The sequence below is a fragment of the Mycobacterium sp. E796 genome, from assembly GCF_001672815.1.
Lineage (GTDB): Bacteria > Actinomycetota > Actinomycetes > Mycobacteriales > Mycobacteriaceae > Mycobacterium.
Window position 1 is genome coordinate 52390 of record NZ_LZKK01000307.1, and the last position, 18668, is coordinate 71057.

The 18668-nt window shown below is 70.2% G+C and carries 14 protein-coding genes; 6 read left to right on the plus strand and 8 right to left on the minus strand.

Annotation, left to right across the window (positions count from 1 at the left end; translation table 11 throughout):
• The first annotated feature begins 18 nt into the window (after positions 1-18).
• Both A5706_RS24305 and A5706_RS24310 read left to right on the plus strand, forming a co-directional pair.
• Positions 19-1530 (plus strand): CHASE3 domain-containing protein, encoded by a 1512-nt coding sequence (locus A5706_RS24305; RefSeq protein ID WP_082964594.1) that lies wholly within the window; start codon positions 19-21, stop codon positions 1528-1530.
• On the plus strand, positions 1505-1954 hold the full coding sequence (locus A5706_RS24310) for a response regulator (protein WP_068136448.1): 450 nt from the start codon (positions 1505-1507) through the stop codon (positions 1952-1954). The genes A5706_RS24305 and A5706_RS24310 overlap by 26 nt, the downstream gene beginning before the upstream one ends.
• On the opposite strand, the gene A5706_RS24315 is transcribed toward A5706_RS24310, so the two are convergent.
• Entirely contained in the window at positions 1951-3138 is a 1188-nt protein-coding gene (locus tag A5706_RS24315; RefSeq protein WP_068136451.1) for a CoA transferase, read from the minus strand. The genes A5706_RS24310 and A5706_RS24315 overlap by 4 nt on opposite strands.
• Before the next feature lie 13 nt (positions 3139-3151).
• A complete protein-coding gene (locus A5706_RS24320) occupies positions 3152-4066 on the minus strand; it encodes a class I SAM-dependent methyltransferase (RefSeq protein WP_068136453.1) in 915 nt (304 codons plus the stop codon).
• Positions 4067-4177: 111 nt separating this feature from the next.
• Here A5706_RS24320 and A5706_RS24325 point away from each other — a divergent pair, with 111 nt between their 5' ends.
• Positions 4178-5779 (plus strand): AMP-binding protein, encoded by a 1602-nt coding sequence (locus tag A5706_RS24325; protein ID WP_068136456.1) that lies wholly within the window; start codon positions 4178-4180, stop codon positions 5777-5779.
• Between the two features lie 79 nt (positions 5780-5858).
• Here A5706_RS24325 and A5706_RS24330 read toward each other — a convergent pair whose 3' ends face one another.
• From A5706_RS24330 to A5706_RS24355, 6 genes are all read right to left on the minus strand, one after another.
• A complete protein-coding gene (locus tag A5706_RS24330) occupies positions 5859-8987 on the minus strand; it encodes a TIR domain-containing protein (RefSeq protein WP_068136460.1) in 3129 nt (1042 codons plus the stop codon).
• Positions 8988-9030: 43 nt separating this feature from the next.
• On the minus strand, positions 9031-11199 hold the full coding sequence (gene ctpC, locus A5706_RS24335; protein WP_068136463.1) for a manganese-exporting P-type ATPase CtpC: 2169 nt from the start codon (positions 11197-11199) through the stop codon (positions 9031-9033).
• Positions 11183-11464, minus strand: a complete 282-nt coding sequence (locus tag A5706_RS24340; protein WP_068136467.1) for a DUF1490 family protein — start codon at positions 11462-11464, stop codon at positions 11183-11185. Before A5706_RS24340 ends, ctpC begins: the two co-directional genes overlap by 17 nt.
• Before the next feature lie 97 nt (positions 11465-11561).
• Positions 11562-13181: a PPE family protein gene (locus A5706_RS24345; RefSeq protein WP_068136470.1), complete on the minus strand. Its 1620-nt coding sequence runs from the start codon at positions 13179-13181 to the stop codon at positions 11562-11564.
• Positions 13182-13300: 119 nt separating this feature from the next.
• Positions 13301-14032 (minus strand): TIGR03089 family protein, encoded by a 732-nt coding sequence (locus tag A5706_RS24350; protein WP_068136473.1) that lies wholly within the window; start codon positions 14030-14032, stop codon positions 13301-13303.
• Positions 14020-15498 carry an LCP family protein gene (locus tag A5706_RS24355; protein ID WP_369831950.1) on the minus strand — a complete coding sequence of 493 codons (1479 nt, stop codon included), beginning with the start codon at positions 15496-15498 and terminating at the stop codon, positions 14020-14022. Before A5706_RS24355 ends, A5706_RS24350 begins: the two co-directional genes overlap by 13 nt.
• Positions 15499-15572: 74 nt before the next feature.
• Between A5706_RS24355 and rfbD the strand changes: the two genes are divergently transcribed.
• From rfbD to A5706_RS24370, 3 genes are read left to right on the plus strand one after another with little or no spacing between them, the layout of a single operon-like run.
• Positions 15573-16475: a dTDP-4-dehydrorhamnose reductase gene (rfbD, locus tag A5706_RS24360; protein WP_068136478.1), complete on the plus strand. Its 903-nt coding sequence runs from the start codon at positions 15573-15575 to the stop codon at positions 16473-16475.
• On the plus strand, positions 16468-17361 hold the full coding sequence (locus A5706_RS24365; protein ID WP_068136480.1) for a glycosyltransferase family 2 protein: 894 nt from the start codon (positions 16468-16470) through the stop codon (positions 17359-17361). The genes rfbD and A5706_RS24365 overlap by 8 nt, the downstream gene beginning before the upstream one ends.
• Position 17362: 1 nt before the next feature.
• Positions 17363-18442, plus strand: coding sequence for a sugar phosphate nucleotidyltransferase (locus A5706_RS24370; protein WP_068136482.1), 1080 nt, complete (start codon positions 17363-17365; stop codon positions 18440-18442).
• The last annotated feature ends 226 nt before the right edge of the window (positions 18443-18668 follow it).

An 18668-nucleotide genomic window follows, 5' to 3' on the forward strand; every position in this document is an offset into this window, starting at 1 on the left:
TTCCTGGTCCTGTCCAGCATGGGCGTGATGGTGCTCGCCGGCGCAGTGGTCGGGGCCGTGCTGCTGCAGCGCTCCGACAACACGTCGCGCGCGCTGACCGACGCGATCCAGCCCGCGCGGGTGGCGGCGTTCCAACTGCAGTCGGCGCTGCGGGACCAGGAAACGGGCGTCCGGGGCTACCTGATCACCGCCGATCGGCAGTTCCTCACCCCGTACTACGACGGCGAGCACGCCGAACGGGAAGCGGCCGAAGACATCCGGCGCCGGCTGGGGCAGCGCGCGGACCTGGTCGCCGACCTGGACTCGATCGAGAAGGCCGCCGCCAACTGGCGGACGAACTATGCCGAGCCGGCGATCGCCAGCGTGGCCCCGGACTCCCGGAACGTCACGAACCGGCCCGCCACCGAACGCGGCAAAGCCGAATTCGACCATCTGCGTGCGCTTTTCGACAGGCAAAACGCGAACCTGGCGGCGGCCTCGGCGAGCGCGGCCGAGGATCTGCAGCGCACCGATGTCTGGCGGGACAGGGTGCTCGGAGCGATGGTGTTGCTGTTCTTCGCCACGGCCGCCGCGCTCGGCCTGTTGATGCGCGACGCGGTCACCGTCCCGCTGGCGGCGCTGGCCGCGGCCTGCCGGCGGATCACGCAGGGCGACTTCGGCGAAAGCATCGCACCGCCCAAGCGCCCCAAGGACATTCGCAAAATGGCGATCGATGTGGAGAACATGCGGGAGCGCCTCGTCGAGGAGCTCGAGGTATCCCGTTCGGCCCGTGCGCTTTTGGACGAGCAAGCCGTCGAATTGCGGCGTTCCAACGCCGAACTCGAGCAGTTTGCCTATGTCGCGTCCCATGATCTGCAGGAGCCGCTGCGCAAGGTCGCCTCGTTCTGCCAGCTGCTCGAAAAGCGTTACGGCGACCAGCTCGACGAGCGCGGGATCGAATACATCGGCTACGCCGTCGACGGGGCGAAGCGCATGCAGGTGCTGATCAACGACCTGCTCACCTTCTCCCGCGTGGGCCGCCTGGCCACGATGCAAACCGAGGTCGACCTCGGCACGGCGCTCGACGCCGGCCTGGCCAACCTCGCCGCCGCCATCGAGGAGACGGACGCCGAAATCGTGCGGCCCACGGAGCCGCTGCCGGTCATCATGGGGGATCCCACACTGCTGACCATGCTGTGGCAGAACCTGATCGGCAACGCGGTGAAGTTCCGGCACAAGGACCGCCGGCCCCGCGTGGTCATCGACTGCGAACGTCGCGCCGACGGGTGGTTACTCTCCGTGTCGGACAACGGCATTGGCATCGCCGAAGAATTCGCCGAGAAGGTCTTCGTCATTTTCCAGCGGCTGCACGGCCGGGACGTGTACTCCGGAACCGGGGTGGGCCTGGCGCTGTGCAAGAAGATCGTCGAGCAGCACGGCGGCACCGTCTGGGTCGACTCGACCTACACCGACGGGACGCGGCTTCAGTTCACCCTGCCCATCGCCACCTCGGAAGGAGCCCACAATGACATCAGCGTCATCGGCCGGTAGAGCGATCGAGATCCTGCTCGTCGAGGACGATCCGGGCGACGAGCTGATCACGCGAGAAGCGTTCGAGCACAACAAGCTCAAGAACAACCTGCACGTCGCCCACGACGGGGAGGAGGGCCTGGACTTCCTTTACCGGCGCGGCCCATACGCCGACGCGCCGCGACCGGACCTCATCCTGCTCGACCTGAACCTGCCGAAATACGACGGCCGACAGCTGCTGGAGAAGGTCAAGTCCGACCCGGACCTGGCGCGCATCCCGGTCGTCGTGCTCACCACCTCCTCGGCGGAGGAGGACATCTTGCGCAGCTACCAACTGCACGCCAACGCCTACGTCACCAAGCCGGTCGACCTCGACGCGTTCATCAACGCGGTTCGCCAGATCGACGAGTTCTTCATTCAGGTGGTGCGGCTCCCGGGGCTCTAATCGGTGAGGAACTCCTCGTTGTGCTGCCCGGGCGCTGGTGGGGGTTCGGTGGCCCAACCGGCCGACGCGGCGTCGAAGCTGGAATAGCGCGCCGGCATGCGGACGACGGTGATCGCGTCCTCGCCGCTGCCGACCCGCAGGGCGAGCTCGTTCTCGGCGAACAGCGGGGTGCCGACCACCTGCTTCCAGGTGTGGGCGTGGCAGGCCATCAGGCCGCCTTCCTGCAGCAGCTCGACCCATTCGGCCGCGGTCTTGGCCGCCAGCGCCGATTCCAATTCCTCGGTCAGCTCCGGGTAGTTGAGCGCACGGGCACGCTGGTCGATGAACCGCTCGTCAGTCAGCAGGTCGGGGCGGCCGATGATCTCGCACAGCTTCGCCCAGTGCTTGGGCACGTACGCGCTGATCACCAGGTAGCCGTCGGCGGCCTTGAACGCGTCGGACGGCTGGGTGGCGAAGCCAACTCCCTTGCGCTTCTTGGGTTTCGGCTCCGCGTCGGGCTTCGGCTCGCTCGGCTTGTTGAGGTGGATGGTCAGCTGACTGGCCTGCAGGTTGACCGCGACGTCGTACATCGCGACGCGCACGACGTCGGCCACCCCGTGGCGCTCGCGGTTGAGGAGCGCGGCCAGCACCGCCTGGGCCAGCACGTGACCGCTGGCCGCGTCGACGAGCTGGAAGGGGATGATCTGCGGCTTGCCGGTCGGGGTGGGCATTCCGGTGGTCATGCCCGATTCGGCGGCGACCATCAGGTCGACGCCGGGCCGGTTGCCCTGCGGGCCGTTGCCGCCGTAGGCCGACAGCCGCGCGTAGATCAGCTTCGGGTTGCGCGCCCGCAGCTCGTCGGGTCCCAGGCCCATGCGTTCCATGACCCCGGGCCGAAAGCCTTCCAGCACAACGTCGGCGGTGTCGACGAGCCGCAGAATCCGCTGCTTGCTCTCGTCGTCGGTGAGGTCCACGGCCACCGATTTCTTGCCCCGGTTGTGGGGCAGGAACAGCGTGGGCAGTGGCGGGCGCCCGGGCAGGACGGCGGTGATGTGCCGGGCCGCCTCGCCACCGGGGGCCTCCACCTTGATCACCTCGGCGCCCAGGTCGGCCAGCACCTGTCCGGCCAGCGGCCCGGCGATGTTCTGGGTGAAGTCCAGTACCCGATACCCGTCAAGTGGCTTGGCGGGCTTGCTGTTTGGCATGCGCGGCCTTCCTCTAAGCTGCCCGGTCCAGCACCGCGGTGCAGTAGTAGTTGCGTGCGAAGGGCGCGTCGGGTTCGCTGCGTTGCAAAGGTAACCCGGTGTCGGCCAACAACTGGTTGAGGGGTGTGCGGACCGTGCGCCAGCCGTGCCGCTCCAGGTAGGTTGCCACGTCGGTGCGCTCGCCCGGGAAACCCAGGTCGCCCAGCGCGATATCGAGGCCGTTGGCCCGCCACTTCTCGCTCGCCGCATTGAGCGCGTCCCCGCTGACGCCCGTGTTGAAGAAGACCTCGGCCATCAGCCGGCTGCCGTCAGCGGACAGCGCGGTGATGTGGTCCAGCATCCGGTCCTGGGCGTCGCCCGGCAGGAAGCCGAGCAGGCCCTCGGCGACCCACGCGGCCGGGCGGGCGGTGTTGAACCCTGCCTGCCGCAGCGCCGACGGCCAGTCCTGGCGCAGGTCGATCGGCACCGCCCGCACCTCGGTGGTCGGCTTGGCGCCGAGTTCGGCGATCGTCGCAGTCTTGAACTCGATCACCTCGGGCTGGTCGATTTCGTACACCGTCGTGCCCGGCGCCCACGGCAGCCGGTACGCGCGCGCGTCCAGGCCGGAGGCCAGGATCACCACCTGGCGGATGCCCGCGCTTTGCGCCTCGGCGAGGAACGCGTCGATGTGGCGGGTGCGGGCGGCCATCATGTCGGTCATGCGCTGCATGCCCCATGGGGCGCCCGGCTCGTCGACGTCCTCGGTGCTCAATTCGCCGGCGGCCCATCGGGTCATGAAGTCGACCCCGACCGCGCGCACCAGCGGCTCGGCGAACACGTCGTCGATCAGCCCGTCCCGGGTCGCCCGGGCCCGTCCCGCGGCCACCATGGTCGCGGTGGCTCCCACGCTCGTCGCCAGGTCCCAGGTGTCGTTGTCAGTGCGCGCCATGTCGTCCCTTCTCTCCGCTACTCGTTAGCCACAATAACTGTGACCAAAGACCCCGCCGGTGGTGGCGTTACGCACTTATCGACGGCCGCCTCGACCAGCAGGGTGAAGGCAATGGCGGCGAAGATGTTCGGGCGTCTCAGGTTGGAAACCTGGTCGCTCGCTATGTATGCACGGTCCGGGGGGTTGCGGTTGATCCCACCCGGTCGGATCGTTACGGTGCTGCGGGCACTGGACCGTTACGGGCTCCTGGGCGCCGCGACGGCGATCGCCGCCGCCCGGGACCGCGACGGGCTGGCGCTGATCGACGAGCGTGGCCCGTTGACGTTCGGTGAGCTGGACGAGCGGACCAACGCGCTGGCCAACGAGTGGCGCCGGCGCGGGCTTGGCCCGGGCGCGAGCGTGGGCATCCTGGCCGCCAATCACCGGGGCTTCCTGGAGGCCGTCTACGGCGCGGCCAAGTGTGGCGCCGGCGTCCTGCTGCTCAACACCGGCTTCGGCGGCGCGCAACTCGCCGAGATGCTGTCCCGCGAGGGTGCCGACCTGCTCGTGTACGACGACGACTACGCCGGCATCGTCGCGGACGTCCGGCCGAGGCTGGGCCGCATCCGGGCCTGGGCGCAGTCGCCCGGTCCCGACACGCTCGATGCGTTGATCGAGCGCGGCGATCCCGGTCCGCCACCCCGATCCGGCGGCCGGCCCAAGATAGTCATCCTGACCAGCGGCACGACCGGCGTGCCCAAGGGCGCCGCCCGTTCCGAGCCATATTCCCTGATCCCGGTCGGCGGGCTGCTCGGCAAGGTGCCGTTCCGCGGCCGGGAAGTCACCGAATGCTGTGTGCCGCTGTTTCATTCGCTGGGCTTCAGCCACGCGATGTATGCGATGGTGCTGGGCTCGACGCTGGTGCTGCGCCGCGAATTCGATCCCGCCCAAGCCCTGGCCGGCGTGGCCGCGCATCGGGCCAGCGCCATGATCGTGGTCCCGATCATGCTGCGGCGCATCCTCGATCTCGGTGGGTCCGCCCTCGCCCAACACGATCTGTCCTCGTTGCGCATCGTGTTCGTCGGCGGATCCCAACTCGGGGCGGCGCTGGCCGCCCGCGCGATGGAGGCGCTGGGACCCGTGGTCTACAACATGTACGGCTCCACCGAGGTCGCCTACGCCACCATCGCCACGCCCGCCGACCTGGCCGTCGAGCCCGGATGCGTCGGTGCGGTGGTGCCCGGTTCGGTCGTCAAGGTCTTCGCCGGCGATCGGGAGGCCCCGCCGGGCACCCCGGGGCGGATCTTCGTCGGCAACGTGCTGGCCTTCGAGGGGTACACCGGCGGCGGCACCAAGGAGTCGATCGGGGGCCTGATGTCCACCGGCGACATCGGCCATTTCGACGCGGCCGGAAGGCTGTTCATCGACGGCCGTGACGACGAGATGATCGTGTCCGGTGGGGAGAACGTCTACCCCGGCGAGGTGGAGGAGGCGCTGGCGCAGCATCCCGACATCCTCGATGCCGCGGTCGTCGGCGTCCGCGACGACGAGTTCGGCCAGCGGTTGCGCAGCTACATCGTGGTACGGCCGGGCGCATCGCTGACCGAGAGCGACGTCAAGGACTACATCCGAAACCGCTTGGCCCGCTTCAAGGTTCCGCGCGACGTCCTGTTCGTCGACGAGCTGCCCCGCAACGCGGCCGGCAAGGTGCTGAAACGCTTGCTCAGCGTGTAAGCACGCGGACACGGTGGTGTTACATCGGTGAAAGCCTAATGGTTTTGTTATCGGGTTTTCGGCCCAACGCGTCCGGCGCTCAGGGGATGGGCAGGTCCGGGCAGGCCGGGATGTAGTCGATGTCCGGCGAAACCCACACGCGCCATTGCTCTTTGCCCATGTTGGTGGTCAATATGGCGCACAGCGCGTCCGCGGGGCTCGAGGGCCGGTCCTCGGGCACGTCGGAGGCGGACCACAGCCGCGCGGTGCCGTCCTGGCTGGCCGAGGCCAGGCTCCGGCCATCCGGGCTGAACGCCACACCGTGCACCGCGTCGGCGTGCCCGCGCAGCGTTTCGCAGGTGGTTCCCTCCCAGATGCGCACCGTGCCGTCGTAGCTGGCCGTGGCCAGGCGCCGCCCATCGGTACTGAACGACATATCGCACACCACGCCGGTGTGCCCGGTGAGCGGCTCCCCGAGCGGCTTGCCGCTGAGCCGATCCCAGAAGCGCACCGTCTGGTCGCGGCTCCCGCTTGCCAGCCGACCGTCGGGGCTGAACGCCACCACCCAGACCGTGTCGGCGTGCCCGGTCAGGGGCTTGCCGAGCGCGCGGCCGCTGACCGGGTCCCAGACCCGCATCGTCTTGTCGGCACCACCGCTGGCCAGCAGCCGCCCGTCGGGGCTGAACGCGACGCTGTAGACGACGCCGGCGTGGCCCGTCATCGGCTGGCCGACCGGCTCACCGGTCGTCACGTCCCAGGCTCGCACCGTCAGGTCGTCGCCGGCGCTGGCCACCCAGCGCCCGTCGGGGCTGAATGCGACGCTGTTGACGACGCCGGTGTGGCCGGTCAGCGGCCGGCCGACCGGCTCGCCGGTTTCCGCGTCCCACACGCGCACCGTCCGGTCCCCGCCCGCGCTGGCCAACCGGCGCCCGTCGGGGCTGTACGCCACGTCGCGCACCCGCACGTCGTGGCCGGCCAGCGGCCGAACGACCGGCTGACCGGTGACCGAATCCCAGATCCGGATCAGCCTGTCCTCGCCCGCAGCGGCGATGCGCAGCCCGTCGGGCCGGAATGCCACGCCCAGCAACGGCTTGCGGGCATCCATGATCTTCAGCATCCGGGGCCGCAGCGCCAACGCTTCGGCGATCGGGCCGTCGTCGGGTTCCGACGCGATGGCGCGGGCGGCGAGCAGCTGCTGGAAGGCGCCCGCATCGCCGCCCGGGATCGTTTGTGCCATCATCGCTTTCGCCTCGACGACGAGCCGGCGCGCGACGGCGTCGTAGTGACGGCGCCGCTCGATCTCGAGCTTTTCCTCCTCGTGTTGCTGCGATGCGGCGAGGTAATCGGCCACGGTGGCGAGCCGTTCGGCGAAACCCGGCCGGGCGGCGACCTTTGCCGCCGCCGCGAGCCGCGACCCGCCCAGCAGCCAGGATTCGTCCCGCCCGTGCCTGTCCCACGCCGCGGCCGACCGTTCGAGATCCGCTGCGGCCGCCAGGCTCTGGCGCTCGTCCTCCAGCCAGTGGGACAGCTCGTCCCACTGTCGCAGCAGGCTTTCCAGCGCGACCTCCACCACCACCTCGCTGCCCCGGCGGTCGCGCACCAGGAGCCGCTTCTCCACGAACGCGTCGATCAGGGAACGGCTTTCGGCGGGCAGCTCGGACTGCAACGCCACCCGGCGCAGCGCTTTGTCGTTGTCGGGGTTGATGGAGGCAAGCCAGGGGATGAACGCCGCCCGCAGCAACTCCAGCGCGGTGTCGCGATCGCGGGAGTCGGCCGAGAGGATCTCCTCGATCTGGTTGTTGACGACGTTGGGCATCCCGCCCATCGCCTGGTAATGGTCAAGGGTGATCTCTTCGGCGGTGCCGTAATCGGTGTAGAGCCGCTGCAGGGTGAGGGCCAGCAGGGGCAACGTGTCCGCGCCCCCGCCGGCATCGGTGACCAGGCGGTCGACCAGGTCATCGGCGATGACGAGCCGATCGCCCGCCTCGGAGGCACGGGCGGCGGGGCCGCGGATGGCGACCGGAAAGTGGTGCTGCGGCATCGTTTTGAGCTCGTTGAACAGCTCGGTGCCGATGCCGTCGAGGGCCGGATGGCTCTGCATCGCCTCGTAGCGGTCGGTGCGAATGGTGGCCGCGACGATGAGCCGGGCGTCGTCGGCGTTGATGCGGGTGATCACGGCGGCCAACAGCTCGAGGAAGCGGGCCGCCTCCTGGGCGGCCTGGGCGGACACGGATTCGGCCGAGAAGAGTTCCTCGGCCTGGTCCAGCGGCAACACCAGTGTCGGCGCCTGACGCTTGGCGTTGGCGTTGTAGGCGAGCCGCGCGGCGGCGGCGTCGCGCACCTCGAGCAACAGCTCGCAGACCCGATCCGCGTCGGACTCCCGGCAGATCGTCTTGAGCTCGCCGAACGTCGGGGAGCCGGGCAGGCCCAGCGCGCGACGCGCCGCGTGAATCGCGGCGGCGAGGCCGCTCTCGCCGGTGATCGCGTTGCGTCGCGGGCGCACGGTGCCGAGCACCGCGAAGTTGCGGTCGTCCCGCTGCAGGCGGGGGATCAGGCCGGCCCGCAGGAACGACGACTTGCCGCTGCCCGAGGGGCCCAGGACGACGAACAACGACTTGACCCCTGCGAAGCGCATCTTGCGCAGCTCGTCGGTGCCGCGCATGATCGCCGCGTTGCGCCCGAAGAACACGCCGGCGTCGATGTCTTCGAAGGGCTCCCAGCCGCGATACGGGGCGCGGCCGGGGTCTCTGCGCGGCGGCCAGACGAAGTTCTCCGGCCCGATCCCGGTGCCCTCGATGGCCTTCTTGAGCTGATCGAGCGACGCCGCGTTGAACAGCACCGGAGCACCGGACGCCGTGGTGATCTCGGTTTTCGGGCCGGGGGCGAACAGGTCGCAGCGCTGCCACTCGGCGGTGATGTCGGAGTCGCCGGTGTCCTCCAGCCGCGCGACCAAGATCTGCTTGCCCAGCGTCTCGGCGGTGCGGTATTCGGTCTTGCACTCCGGCGAGCTTCCCCAGGCATGGGACACCAGGCAGATGACGGCCTCGCAGCGCTGGTTCGCCTGGCGCAAGGCGTCCTTCCACCGCTGCCCCGGCGCCAACCCCGTGTCTTCGGCGATGTCGAGGAAGATCTCGCTCACCAGCTCCGGGCGCTGGTCGATCAACCACTGCCGCAACGCGGTCGCTTCCCGGTTGTCCTTGCTGGAGTGGCTGAGGAAAATCCGCGGCACTGGCTCATTGTGCCGGACGCCGACCGAGGCGGGCTGCCGCGCCTCAGTCGAGGCGGTACCGGATCAGCCGGGAGCTGTTGGCCACCACCGCAACCGACGATGCGTTGTGCAGGATCGCGGCCAGCACGGGGGAGAGCGCTCCGCCCGCGCCGATGATCAGCCCGGCGGCGTTGACTGCGATCGACATGCCGTAGTTCTCGCGGATCACGTCGACCGCGCGGGCGCCCAGGTCGCGCACGTCGAGCAGGCGATGCAGGTCGTCGTTGGCCAGCGCCACGTCGGCGGTCTCGACGGCCACGTCGGTTCCCGCCAGGCCCATCGCGATCCCGATGTCGGCGGCGGCCAGCGCCGGGGCGTCGTTGATGCCGTCGCCGACCATGCCCACCACGAAGCCGTCGCCTTGCAGCTCGCGCACCACCTCGAGCTTGTCCTCCGGCATCACCTCGGCGCGCCACTCGTCGATCCCGAGCTCGGCCGCCACCACCTCGGCGATCTCGGGATGGTCGCCGGTGAGCATGACGATCCGGCGAATCCCGTTGGCGCGCAACTTCGTCAGCACCCCGGCCGCCTCGGGCCGCACCTCGTCGCGCAGGCTGATCAGCCCCACCAGGGTGCCGTCCACCGCGAGCAGCAACGGCGTCTCCGCCTGGCGGCGCAGCCGGTCGACCCATTCCTTCGCCTTCTTGGACACCTTGACCTTCTCGGACTGCAGCAGCGACGGGCTGCCCAGCAGCAGGGTCCGCCCGTCGGCCCAGGTCCGCATGCCCATGCCCACCAGCACCTCACACTCCTCGTGCGGCGGGATGCTGATGTGGCGTTCCTCGGTCGAGCGGATCACCGCCTCGGCCAGTGGATGCCGCGAATGGATCTCTGAGCTGGCCGCATAGGCCAGCACCTGCTCCGGCTCCCAATCCTTATGCATCGCAACGATATTGGTGACCACCGGGCGGCCTACGGTCAACGTGCCGGTCTTGTCGAACACGATCGCGTCGACCTGACCCGCCTGTTCCAGATGGGAGCCGCCCTTGATCAGGATGCCCCGGCGCGCGCCATTGCCGATCGCCGCGCTGATCGCGGTCGGGGTGGCCAGGCCCACCGCGCACGGGCACGCGATCAGCAGCATGGTCATCGCCCGGCGGACGTCCCCGGTGACGGCCAGGGTGATGGCCGAGACGATGAACGAGGTGGGAACGAAACGGCGGGAGAAGTTTTCGCCGACCGTCTGGATCGGCGCTCGATCGTGCTGCGCCTCTTCGACCCGGGCGATGATGCGCCCGATGGTGGTCTGGTTGCCGACGGCGACCGCGCGCACCACCAGCCGTCCGCGCACCACGACCGAGCCGGCGTGCACGTGGGCGCCGACGATGACGCTGACGGGCAGGTTCTCCCCTGTGATCGCCGACTGATCGACGATCGCCTCGCCGTCGATGACCTCGCCGTCCACCGGTATCGCGACATGGTCGTGCACCACCACCTCGTCGCCGATTTCGACGCTGTCGATCGGCACCTGAATCTCGCCGTCCGGCAAGCGGATCCACGCCGTGTCCTGGTTGCCGCGCAGCAATTCGGAGATGGCGCGCCGGGTCCGGCGCAGCGTGAGGTCCTGCAGGTACTCGCCGATGTTGAGCAGCCACAGCACGGTGAGGGCCACGACGTTCTCCCGCAGCACCAGGCTCGCCACGGTGGCCGCCGAGACCAGCGCGTCGGTGCCGGCCCGGCCGGAGCGCAGCGAGCGCAGCGCGCCGCGCAGGAAGGGGTAGCCGGTGAAGACGGTGACGCCGGTGGCGAACAGCCGGCCGCTCGGGCCCAGCAGCGGTGGCCGCGCGAACACGTACCGGCGCACGCCGAGCAACCCCAGCGCCGCGCCGCCGATGACCATGCGCAGCACGTCGGTGTTGCGGATCTCCGACGAGTGCGGCGCGCGTGCCGGGATCAGTTCGGCGGCGACGCGGGCGGCACCGGCGATCGCGTCCAGCATCGCGGCGCGATCGGCGCGCCGCGGCGAATACCAGACGACCACCGAGCCGGTGCGCGGGTAGGCGTGCACCGCACGCACCCCCGGCACCTTGGCGACGGCCTCCTCGACCGCCACGGCGCGCCGCGAGTCGGCGCGCACCCATCCGACCGCGACCCGCATGCGCCCGGCCGCATCCGAAATGAGTTGCAGGGCAGGGTCTTCGGGTTGCGCCAGGCGGTCAGTGATCGTGCTCATGGGCGTCGGTGACGGACGGCGTGGGCGCCTCCTCGCCGATGCGTTCGCGGGCCTCGGCCATGACGTCGGCGAGCCTGAGGCGCGCCGACTCGGCGGCCTCCTCCGCCTTGCGGGTGCCGCGCAGGCCCAGCTCCGCCGCCGACACGGCGGTCTCGTGCAGCGGCGCCTTCGCCACGGCCTTGCGCACCACCTCGTAGGCCGTCACACCGACCAGGCCGGTGACCACCGTCCCCGCCGCCTTTGCCAGGAGCCCGTACAGCGCCATTGCCTCACCCTTCCCGTCGTCACAGCGTCGGTCAATGCTTCAGACGACGTTAACACTGGGATGCGGATATTGCGATATCAATATGAGTCGGCCGGTGTCATTCGGGCGCTTCGGGATTCCAGGTATTGGGCAGCATCGGCACCGTCGGGCCGCCGCCGAACTCGTCGTCGGAGAGCGCGGTCAACCCGGTCGGATGGGCACTGCCTTGCGACACCGTCCCGGCGAAGCCAATGGTTCCCGCCGCGCGATCCGATGCCTTCGTCGACGCGACCGTCGGCGCTGCCCAGTCCGGGTCGACCTCGACGTCCATGTCCATGAACTCGTCGCCGTGCCCGCGCTGCTTCGCGAGCTGGCGTCGCCGCGCCCGCGCCCGCTCCCGCGCGGCCGCCGCGCTTACCGCCGCGGCGCTATCCGGTTGTGGCGCCGTCGTCTTGGCGCCGGAGCCGGCACCGGTGCGACGCCCCGAACCGACGTCGATCCCGGGGGGCGCCACCGCGTAAGGCGGCGTGAAACTCGCCCCCGGCGCGGGCGGCGGCGCCGCCGCCGGCGCACTGGCGACGGCGCTCGCCGTGGGTGCGGGGGCGGGGCCAGAGCCGGGCGCGACGGCGGACGCGACCGCCGTCGGCGCCGCCGCGGCGACCGGCAACAAAGCGGGCGCGTGCGCCACCGGTGCCAGCGCCGGCGCGATGGCCGGCGCGGGCAGGCCGGCCACGTCGGTCGCCTGGGCCAGCCCGGCGAATCCGCCGACGGCCCCGACGGGGGCGACGGCCAGGGCGGAGGGCGCGATGAAGGGGGAAATCGCGCTGTAGCCGATGGACGCGAAGTCGTCGGGGCTGAGGAACAGCAGGAACGGGTTACTCAGATACAGCACCGGATCCGCCACGAACTTGTTGACGATGTTCTCGACGTACCCCACCGGGTTCGCCAGGAATTCGAACACGTGGTCGCCGCCGAACCCGAAATAGAGGTCCGACAGCAGGGGAAACTGTCCCACGAAGGACTCGACGGTCTGCTGGCTGTAGCCGACCGGATCCGCCATGAAGGCCGCGACGCTGAAGTTCTGGATCGCGTTCAACAACGCCGATTGCAGGTCGAACAGGTTCAGCGTGGACGCGTCCTGGCCGAGTTGCTCGACGGTATTGATAGCGCTGATCACGGTGTTGACCCACGTCGACACCGGGTTCACGATCACCGGCGCGGCGGTGGTGTGTGGCGTTGATGCGACCGCCGCGCTGGAGATCGCTTGATAGACGCTCATCGTCGTGGCGGCCTGGATCCACATTCGCGCGTAGTCGGCTTCGTTGAGCGCGATCGGAATGGTGTTGAGCCCGAAGAAATTGGTGGCCACCAACACCCCGTGGACGATGTGGTTGGCGGCCAGCTCGCCCAGCGTCGGCATGGCCGCCAGCGCGGCCGTGTAGGCGGCGGCCGCGGCCTCGTGCTGGGCCGACGTCGCGGCGCTGTCGGCGCTGGCCTGCATCAACCACGCCAGATACGGCACGTGGGCGGCCTCGAACGACTCCGCGCTCGGGCCGTCCCACAGCCCGGCCTGCACATCGGCCAGCACCGCGGTGAGTTCCGCTGCCGCATAAGCATATTCGGCGCTCAAGTCGTTCCACGACGCCGCCGCCGCCAGCAGCGACGCCGGGCCGGGGCCCGTGCTGAGTGCGGCCGAATGCACCTCCGGCGGTGCGGCGATCCAAATGGGCGCCGTCATGGGCGGCCGCGCGCCTCGCCGGCCCCGGTACGAGCCGTACGCATGCCGATGCCCGCGTCAGCCAAGCCTCTGCCCCCAACCTGAGCTGAGTTAACCCCGTAAACTTAGCTCAGGGTAAGCTAACTTGTCGATAGGTCGCGGGTGACCTTTTCGGTCGCCATCCGGCGCGGCAGCGCCGCGGGGTCGGGGTTGGCGACCTGCACCAGCGACGCGCCGACCGCCAGGATCGACAACAGCCCGTCGACCAGTTCGTCGGGACCGGACCAGGACGCAGTGGACAGGACGCGATCGCCGGATGTCAATTCCCTTGCGGCGACCGATCTCTCGCAATCGGCCAGGACCTCTTCGACCGATCGGCCGGCCAGCGCCGGGCCGGGGTGGCGCTCAGCGACGATCTGGTCGCCGTGCACCCGGACGGCGGTGGCGTAGTCGGTGACGCCGATCGGCAGGTCCGGTGCGGGGCGGCCGAACGGGTCCAGCGAGAGCACCGCGACCTCACCGCCGGCCACCGAAGCGTCCGCCTCGTCCAGCCGCTCGGCAGTGCACAGCGCGAGGTCGGTGGCGGCGCCCGATTCGAGGACCGCCTCGGCGCCGATCCACCACACCCCGAACAGCACCGCCGCCGTCTGCCAGTGCGCGGGCAGCAGGATCGCGACCCGGCTGGCCGGCCCGGCGCCCAGCTCGTCGCGCAACAGGTTGCCGGTCTTGGCCGCCCAGTTGGCCAGCGTCACGCCGGACAATTCGATGCGCTCGCCCGTCGCGTCGTCGTAGTAGGTGATACGCGGCCCGACCGGGTCGGCCCGCAGGATCGGATCCAGGATCGCGCCGGAGAGCGTGCTCAGTTGATGCACTCCGGCTTGTCGGAGCCGGCGGTCAGGATCGGCGACGGCGGCGGCGTGTTGGTGCCGCCGGCATCGCCCGCGTTGGACGCCCGGGCGGACAACACCTGGGTGCTCGGGGCACCGGAGAGGCCGGAGCCCGGGCCGGTGTAGTCGTTGGCGAGCACCACCCGCACGGATCCGGCGGGCAGCGCCGGGTCGGCGACGACCGGCAGCCCGCCCAGTTCCTTGCCGACCTGCTGCGCGCCCAGGTCGTCGGTCTTGGCGGCGCGTACCTGGCTGCCCTTCACGTGGCCGCCGTCGTTGTTGCCGACGGTTCCGGCGCCGAATCCCTTGGCGCTCAACACATCGGACACCGCCGCGGCCAACCCGTTGATGTCGGTGTCGTTGACCACGTCGACGGTGGTCTTGGCCGGGGTGTAGGCCAGTTCCTCGGTCTTGCCCTGCGCCTGGTCCTGCAGCAGGCTGCCCACCCAGTCGGCGACCTGGTGCGGGTCCACCCGGACCACGCTCTGCATGCCGTCGTCGCTCCAGCCGGCCCCGTCGAGCACCGGGATGGTGGCGAACGCGACCTTACCGCCGGCCAGCTTTTGCAGCTGCTGCAGGAAATCCATCACGTCCCATCCCGAGGAGATCACCATCGAGCGCTGGACGGCCGCCTCTAACCGGCCCAACGTGGAAGGACTGGACAGCGTCTTGCCTGAGATGACCCGGTGGGCCAACGAGGCCATCACCGCTTGCTGGCGCACCACCCGGTCCAGGTCGCCGCGCGGCAGGTCGTGGCGCTGGCGGACGAAGCTCAGCGCCTGCGGGCCGTCGAGCTTCTGCCGGCCGGCCGGGAAGTCGGCGCCCGAAAGCGGTTCGTATACGGGCTCTTTGAGGCAGACCTCGACGCCGCCGAGCGCGTCGGTGATCAGCGCGAAGCCCAGCAACCCGATCTCGGCGTAGTGGTCGACGGTGACCCCGGTCAGGTCGGCGACGGTCTTGATGAGGGCCTCGCGGCCGGCCTCGGTGCCCTGCGCCTCGGCCTCGGCGGCCGACGCGCCGGCCTTGACCAGGCTGGCCCGCTTCGCCTCCCGGGTCTGGCCGTAGACGCCGTTGATCTTCGTCTTGCCCAGGCCAGGGGCCACGACGTAGGAGTCCCGCGGGATCGAGATCGCCGTCGCCGACCTCCCGTTGTTCGGTATCCGGACCAGGATGATCGTGTCGGTGTTGGTGGCCTCCTCGTCGCCGGCCCGCAGCGTCGCCAGCTCCTCGGCCGACAGCGGGTTGCCATGCGCGTCGGTGCGGCTGTCCAGGCCGACCAGCAGGATGTCTATCGCGCCGTCGTCGCCGCCCTTGCCCAGCGACGGGGCGGACATGTGGAAGATGCCGTCCTCGAAGGACCGGACGTTGCTCCAGGCGATTCCGGTCCCGAAAACGACCGCGACGGTGAGCACAGTGGCAACCACACGAACCACACGTTGCACAGGCATCACAACAGATTACTTGTGACACACCCGCTTCGCGGGTAGCTGAAAGCGGCGTGCCCGGGCCATGCCAGACTCGACACATGTCGGAAAGGCTTGTGATCAGCGGCGGGGGCGGGCAATTGGGCACTTCTCTGACGGCGCTGGCCGCCGACCGGGGCCGCGACGTGCTGGCGTTCACGTCGTCGCAGTGGGACATCACCGACCCCGCCGCGGCGGAACGGATCATCCGGGCCGGCGACGTGGTGGTCAACTGCGCCGCGTACACCAACGTCGACGGTGCGGAGAGCGACGAGGCCGGTGCCTACGCCGTCAACGCGACCGGCCCGGGGCACTTGGCGCGGGCATGCGCCAAGGCCGGCGCCCGGCTGATCCACGTCTCCACCGACTACATGTTCACCGGCCCGCCCCCCGAGGGCGGCCCGCACCCGTATGAGCCCAGCGACAAGACCGACGCGCGCGGCGTATACGCCCTGTCCAAGCTCGCCGGCGAGGAGGAGGTGCTGGCCGCGCTGCCGGAGGCGTCCCAAGGGATAGTGGTCAGGACCGCCTGGCTCTACACCGGCGGAACCGGCAAGGACTTCGTCGCCGTCATGCGTCGCCTGGCCGCGGGGGACGGCCCGGTGGACGTCGTCGACGACCAGGTCGGGTCGCCAACGTACGTCGCCGATCTGGCCGTCGCGCTCCTGCAGGTCGCCGACGAGCGGGTGCCCGGGCCCATCCTGCACGCCGCCAACGAGGGTGCGGTGTCGCGCTTCGAGCAGGCCCGCGCGGTGTTCAGTGAATGCGGCGCTGACCCGGACCGGGTGCGACCGGTCAAGACCGACGACTTCCCGCGCCCGGCGCCCCGCCCGAGCTATTCCGCGCTGGGCAGCCGCGAGTCCGCGGCGGCGGGTCTGACACCGTTAAGGCCCTGGCGCCCTGCGCTTGTCGCGGCGCTGGCCGCGTCCGCCGGCGATCGACCGTTACCCTCGACGCGTGACTGACGTCCTGCCGGTCGTGACGGTGACCTACTCACCGGGCCCCCACCTCGAGAGGTTCTTGGCCTCCCTGTCGATCGCCACCGAGCGCCCGGTCAGCGTGCTGCTGGCCGACAACGGCTCCACCGATGGGGCCCCGCAGGAGGCCGTCGAGCGCTACCCGAACGTCCGGCTCATCGACACCGGCGCCAACCTCGGATACGGGACCGCGGTGAATCGCGCGGTCGCGCGGCTGGACGACGACGAGAACGGGGACTGGTTGATCGTGGCCAACCCCGACGTGCAGTGGGGCCCCGGCAGCATCGATGCCCTGCTGGACGCCGCCACCCGCTGGCCGCACGCCGGCGCGCTGGGGCCGCTCATCCGCGACCCCGACGGCTCGGTGTATCCATCGGCGCGGCACCTGCCGAGCCTGATCCGCGGGAGCATGCACGCGGTGGTCGGCCCGTTCTGGAAGCGCAACCCGTGGACGGCGGCCTACCGCCAGGAACGGCTGGAGCCCAGCGAGCGGGCGGTGGGCTGGCTGTCTGGGTCCTGCCTGCTGGTGCGGCGATCGGCCTTCGACCAGGTCGGGGGGTTCGACGAGCGCTACTTCATGTACATGGAGGATGTCGACCTCGGTGACCGGCTGGGCAAGGCCGGCTGGCTGAACGTCTACGTGCCGACGGCCGAAGTGCTGCACGACAAGGGCCACTCGACCGGCCACGACCCGGGACTCCACCTGGCCGCTCATCACAAAAGCACCTACATGTTCCTCGCCGACCGGCATCCTGGATGGTGGCGGGCGCCGCTGCGCTGGACGCTGCGGGTTTCGCTGATGGTGCGTTCGCGGCTGATGGTGCGCAGTGCGCGGCGCCTGAGTAGACGGAACGTGGCGGAAGGGCGGCGCTGAAATGGGAACATCTCAGGTCGATGCGGTGGTGCTGGTCGGCGGCAAGGGCACCCGGTTGCGGCCGCTGACGCTGTCCGCGCCCAAACCCATGCTGCCCACCGCCGGGCTGCCGTTTCTGACCCACCTGCTGTCGCGCATCGCCGCGGCCGGCATCGAGCACGTCATCCTGAGCACGTCGTATCAGGCCCAGGTCTTCGAGGCCGAGTTCGGCGACGGCTCCAAGCTGGGCCTGCAGCTCGAATACGTCACCGAGGAGCAGCCGCTGGGAACGGGCGGCGGCATTGGCAACGTCGCCGACCACCTGCGCAACGACACCGTGATGGTGTTCAACGGCGACGTGCTGTCCGGCGCCGACCTGGGCCAGCTGCTGGACTTCCACCAGACCAATGAGGCCGACGTCACGCTGCACCTGGTGCGGGTGGGCGACCCGCGGGCGTTCGGCTGCGTGACCACCGACGAGCACAACCGCGTCGTCGCCTTCCTCGAAAAGACGCAGGACCCGCCCACCGACCAGATCAACGCCGGGACGTATGTCTTCAAGCGCGCCATCATCGACCGGATCCCGCGCGGTCGCGAGGTTTCGGTCGAACGCGAGGTGTTCCCGGCCCTGCTGTCCGACGCGGGAGTCAAGGTCTGCGGATACGTCGACGCCACCTACTGGCGGGACATGGGCACGCCGGAGGACTTCGTGCGCGGCTCGGCGGACCTGGTCCGCGGGATCGCGCCGTCGCCGGCCCTCCACGGCCACCGCGGCGAGCAGCTGGTGCACGACGGCGCGGCGGTATCGCCCGGTGCGGTGCTGATCGGCGGCACGGTCGTCGGGCGTGGCGCCGAGATCGGCCCCGGCGTCCGGCTGGACGGCGCGGTGATCTTCGACGGGGTCAAGGTGGAGGCCGGCAGCGTGATCGAGCGCTCGATCCTGGGCTTCGGCGTCCGCATCGGCCCGCGTGCGCTGATCCGCGACGGGGTGATCGGCGACGGCGCCGACATCGGCGCGCGCTGCGAGTTGCTGCGCGGCGCGCGGGTGTGGCCGGGGATCTCCATTCCCGACGGCGGGATCCGCTACTCCTCCGACGTCTGAGCGCATTACCCCTCCGCGCCGGGTGTGCGCCTAGCCGCACCCTCGGGCCCGAGTGTGAAGCTGGGTGCACGCTCGGCGGTTCACCGCGCGATGCCGCGATACCACTCGATGGTTCGCCGGATGGCCTCCTCGTGGCGTGTCACGGGCAGGGGCCCGAAGGTGCGGTCGAAGGCGGAGTGGTCGACGATCCAGGGTTTCGTCCGCTGATGCTCGAGTTCGGCGTAAC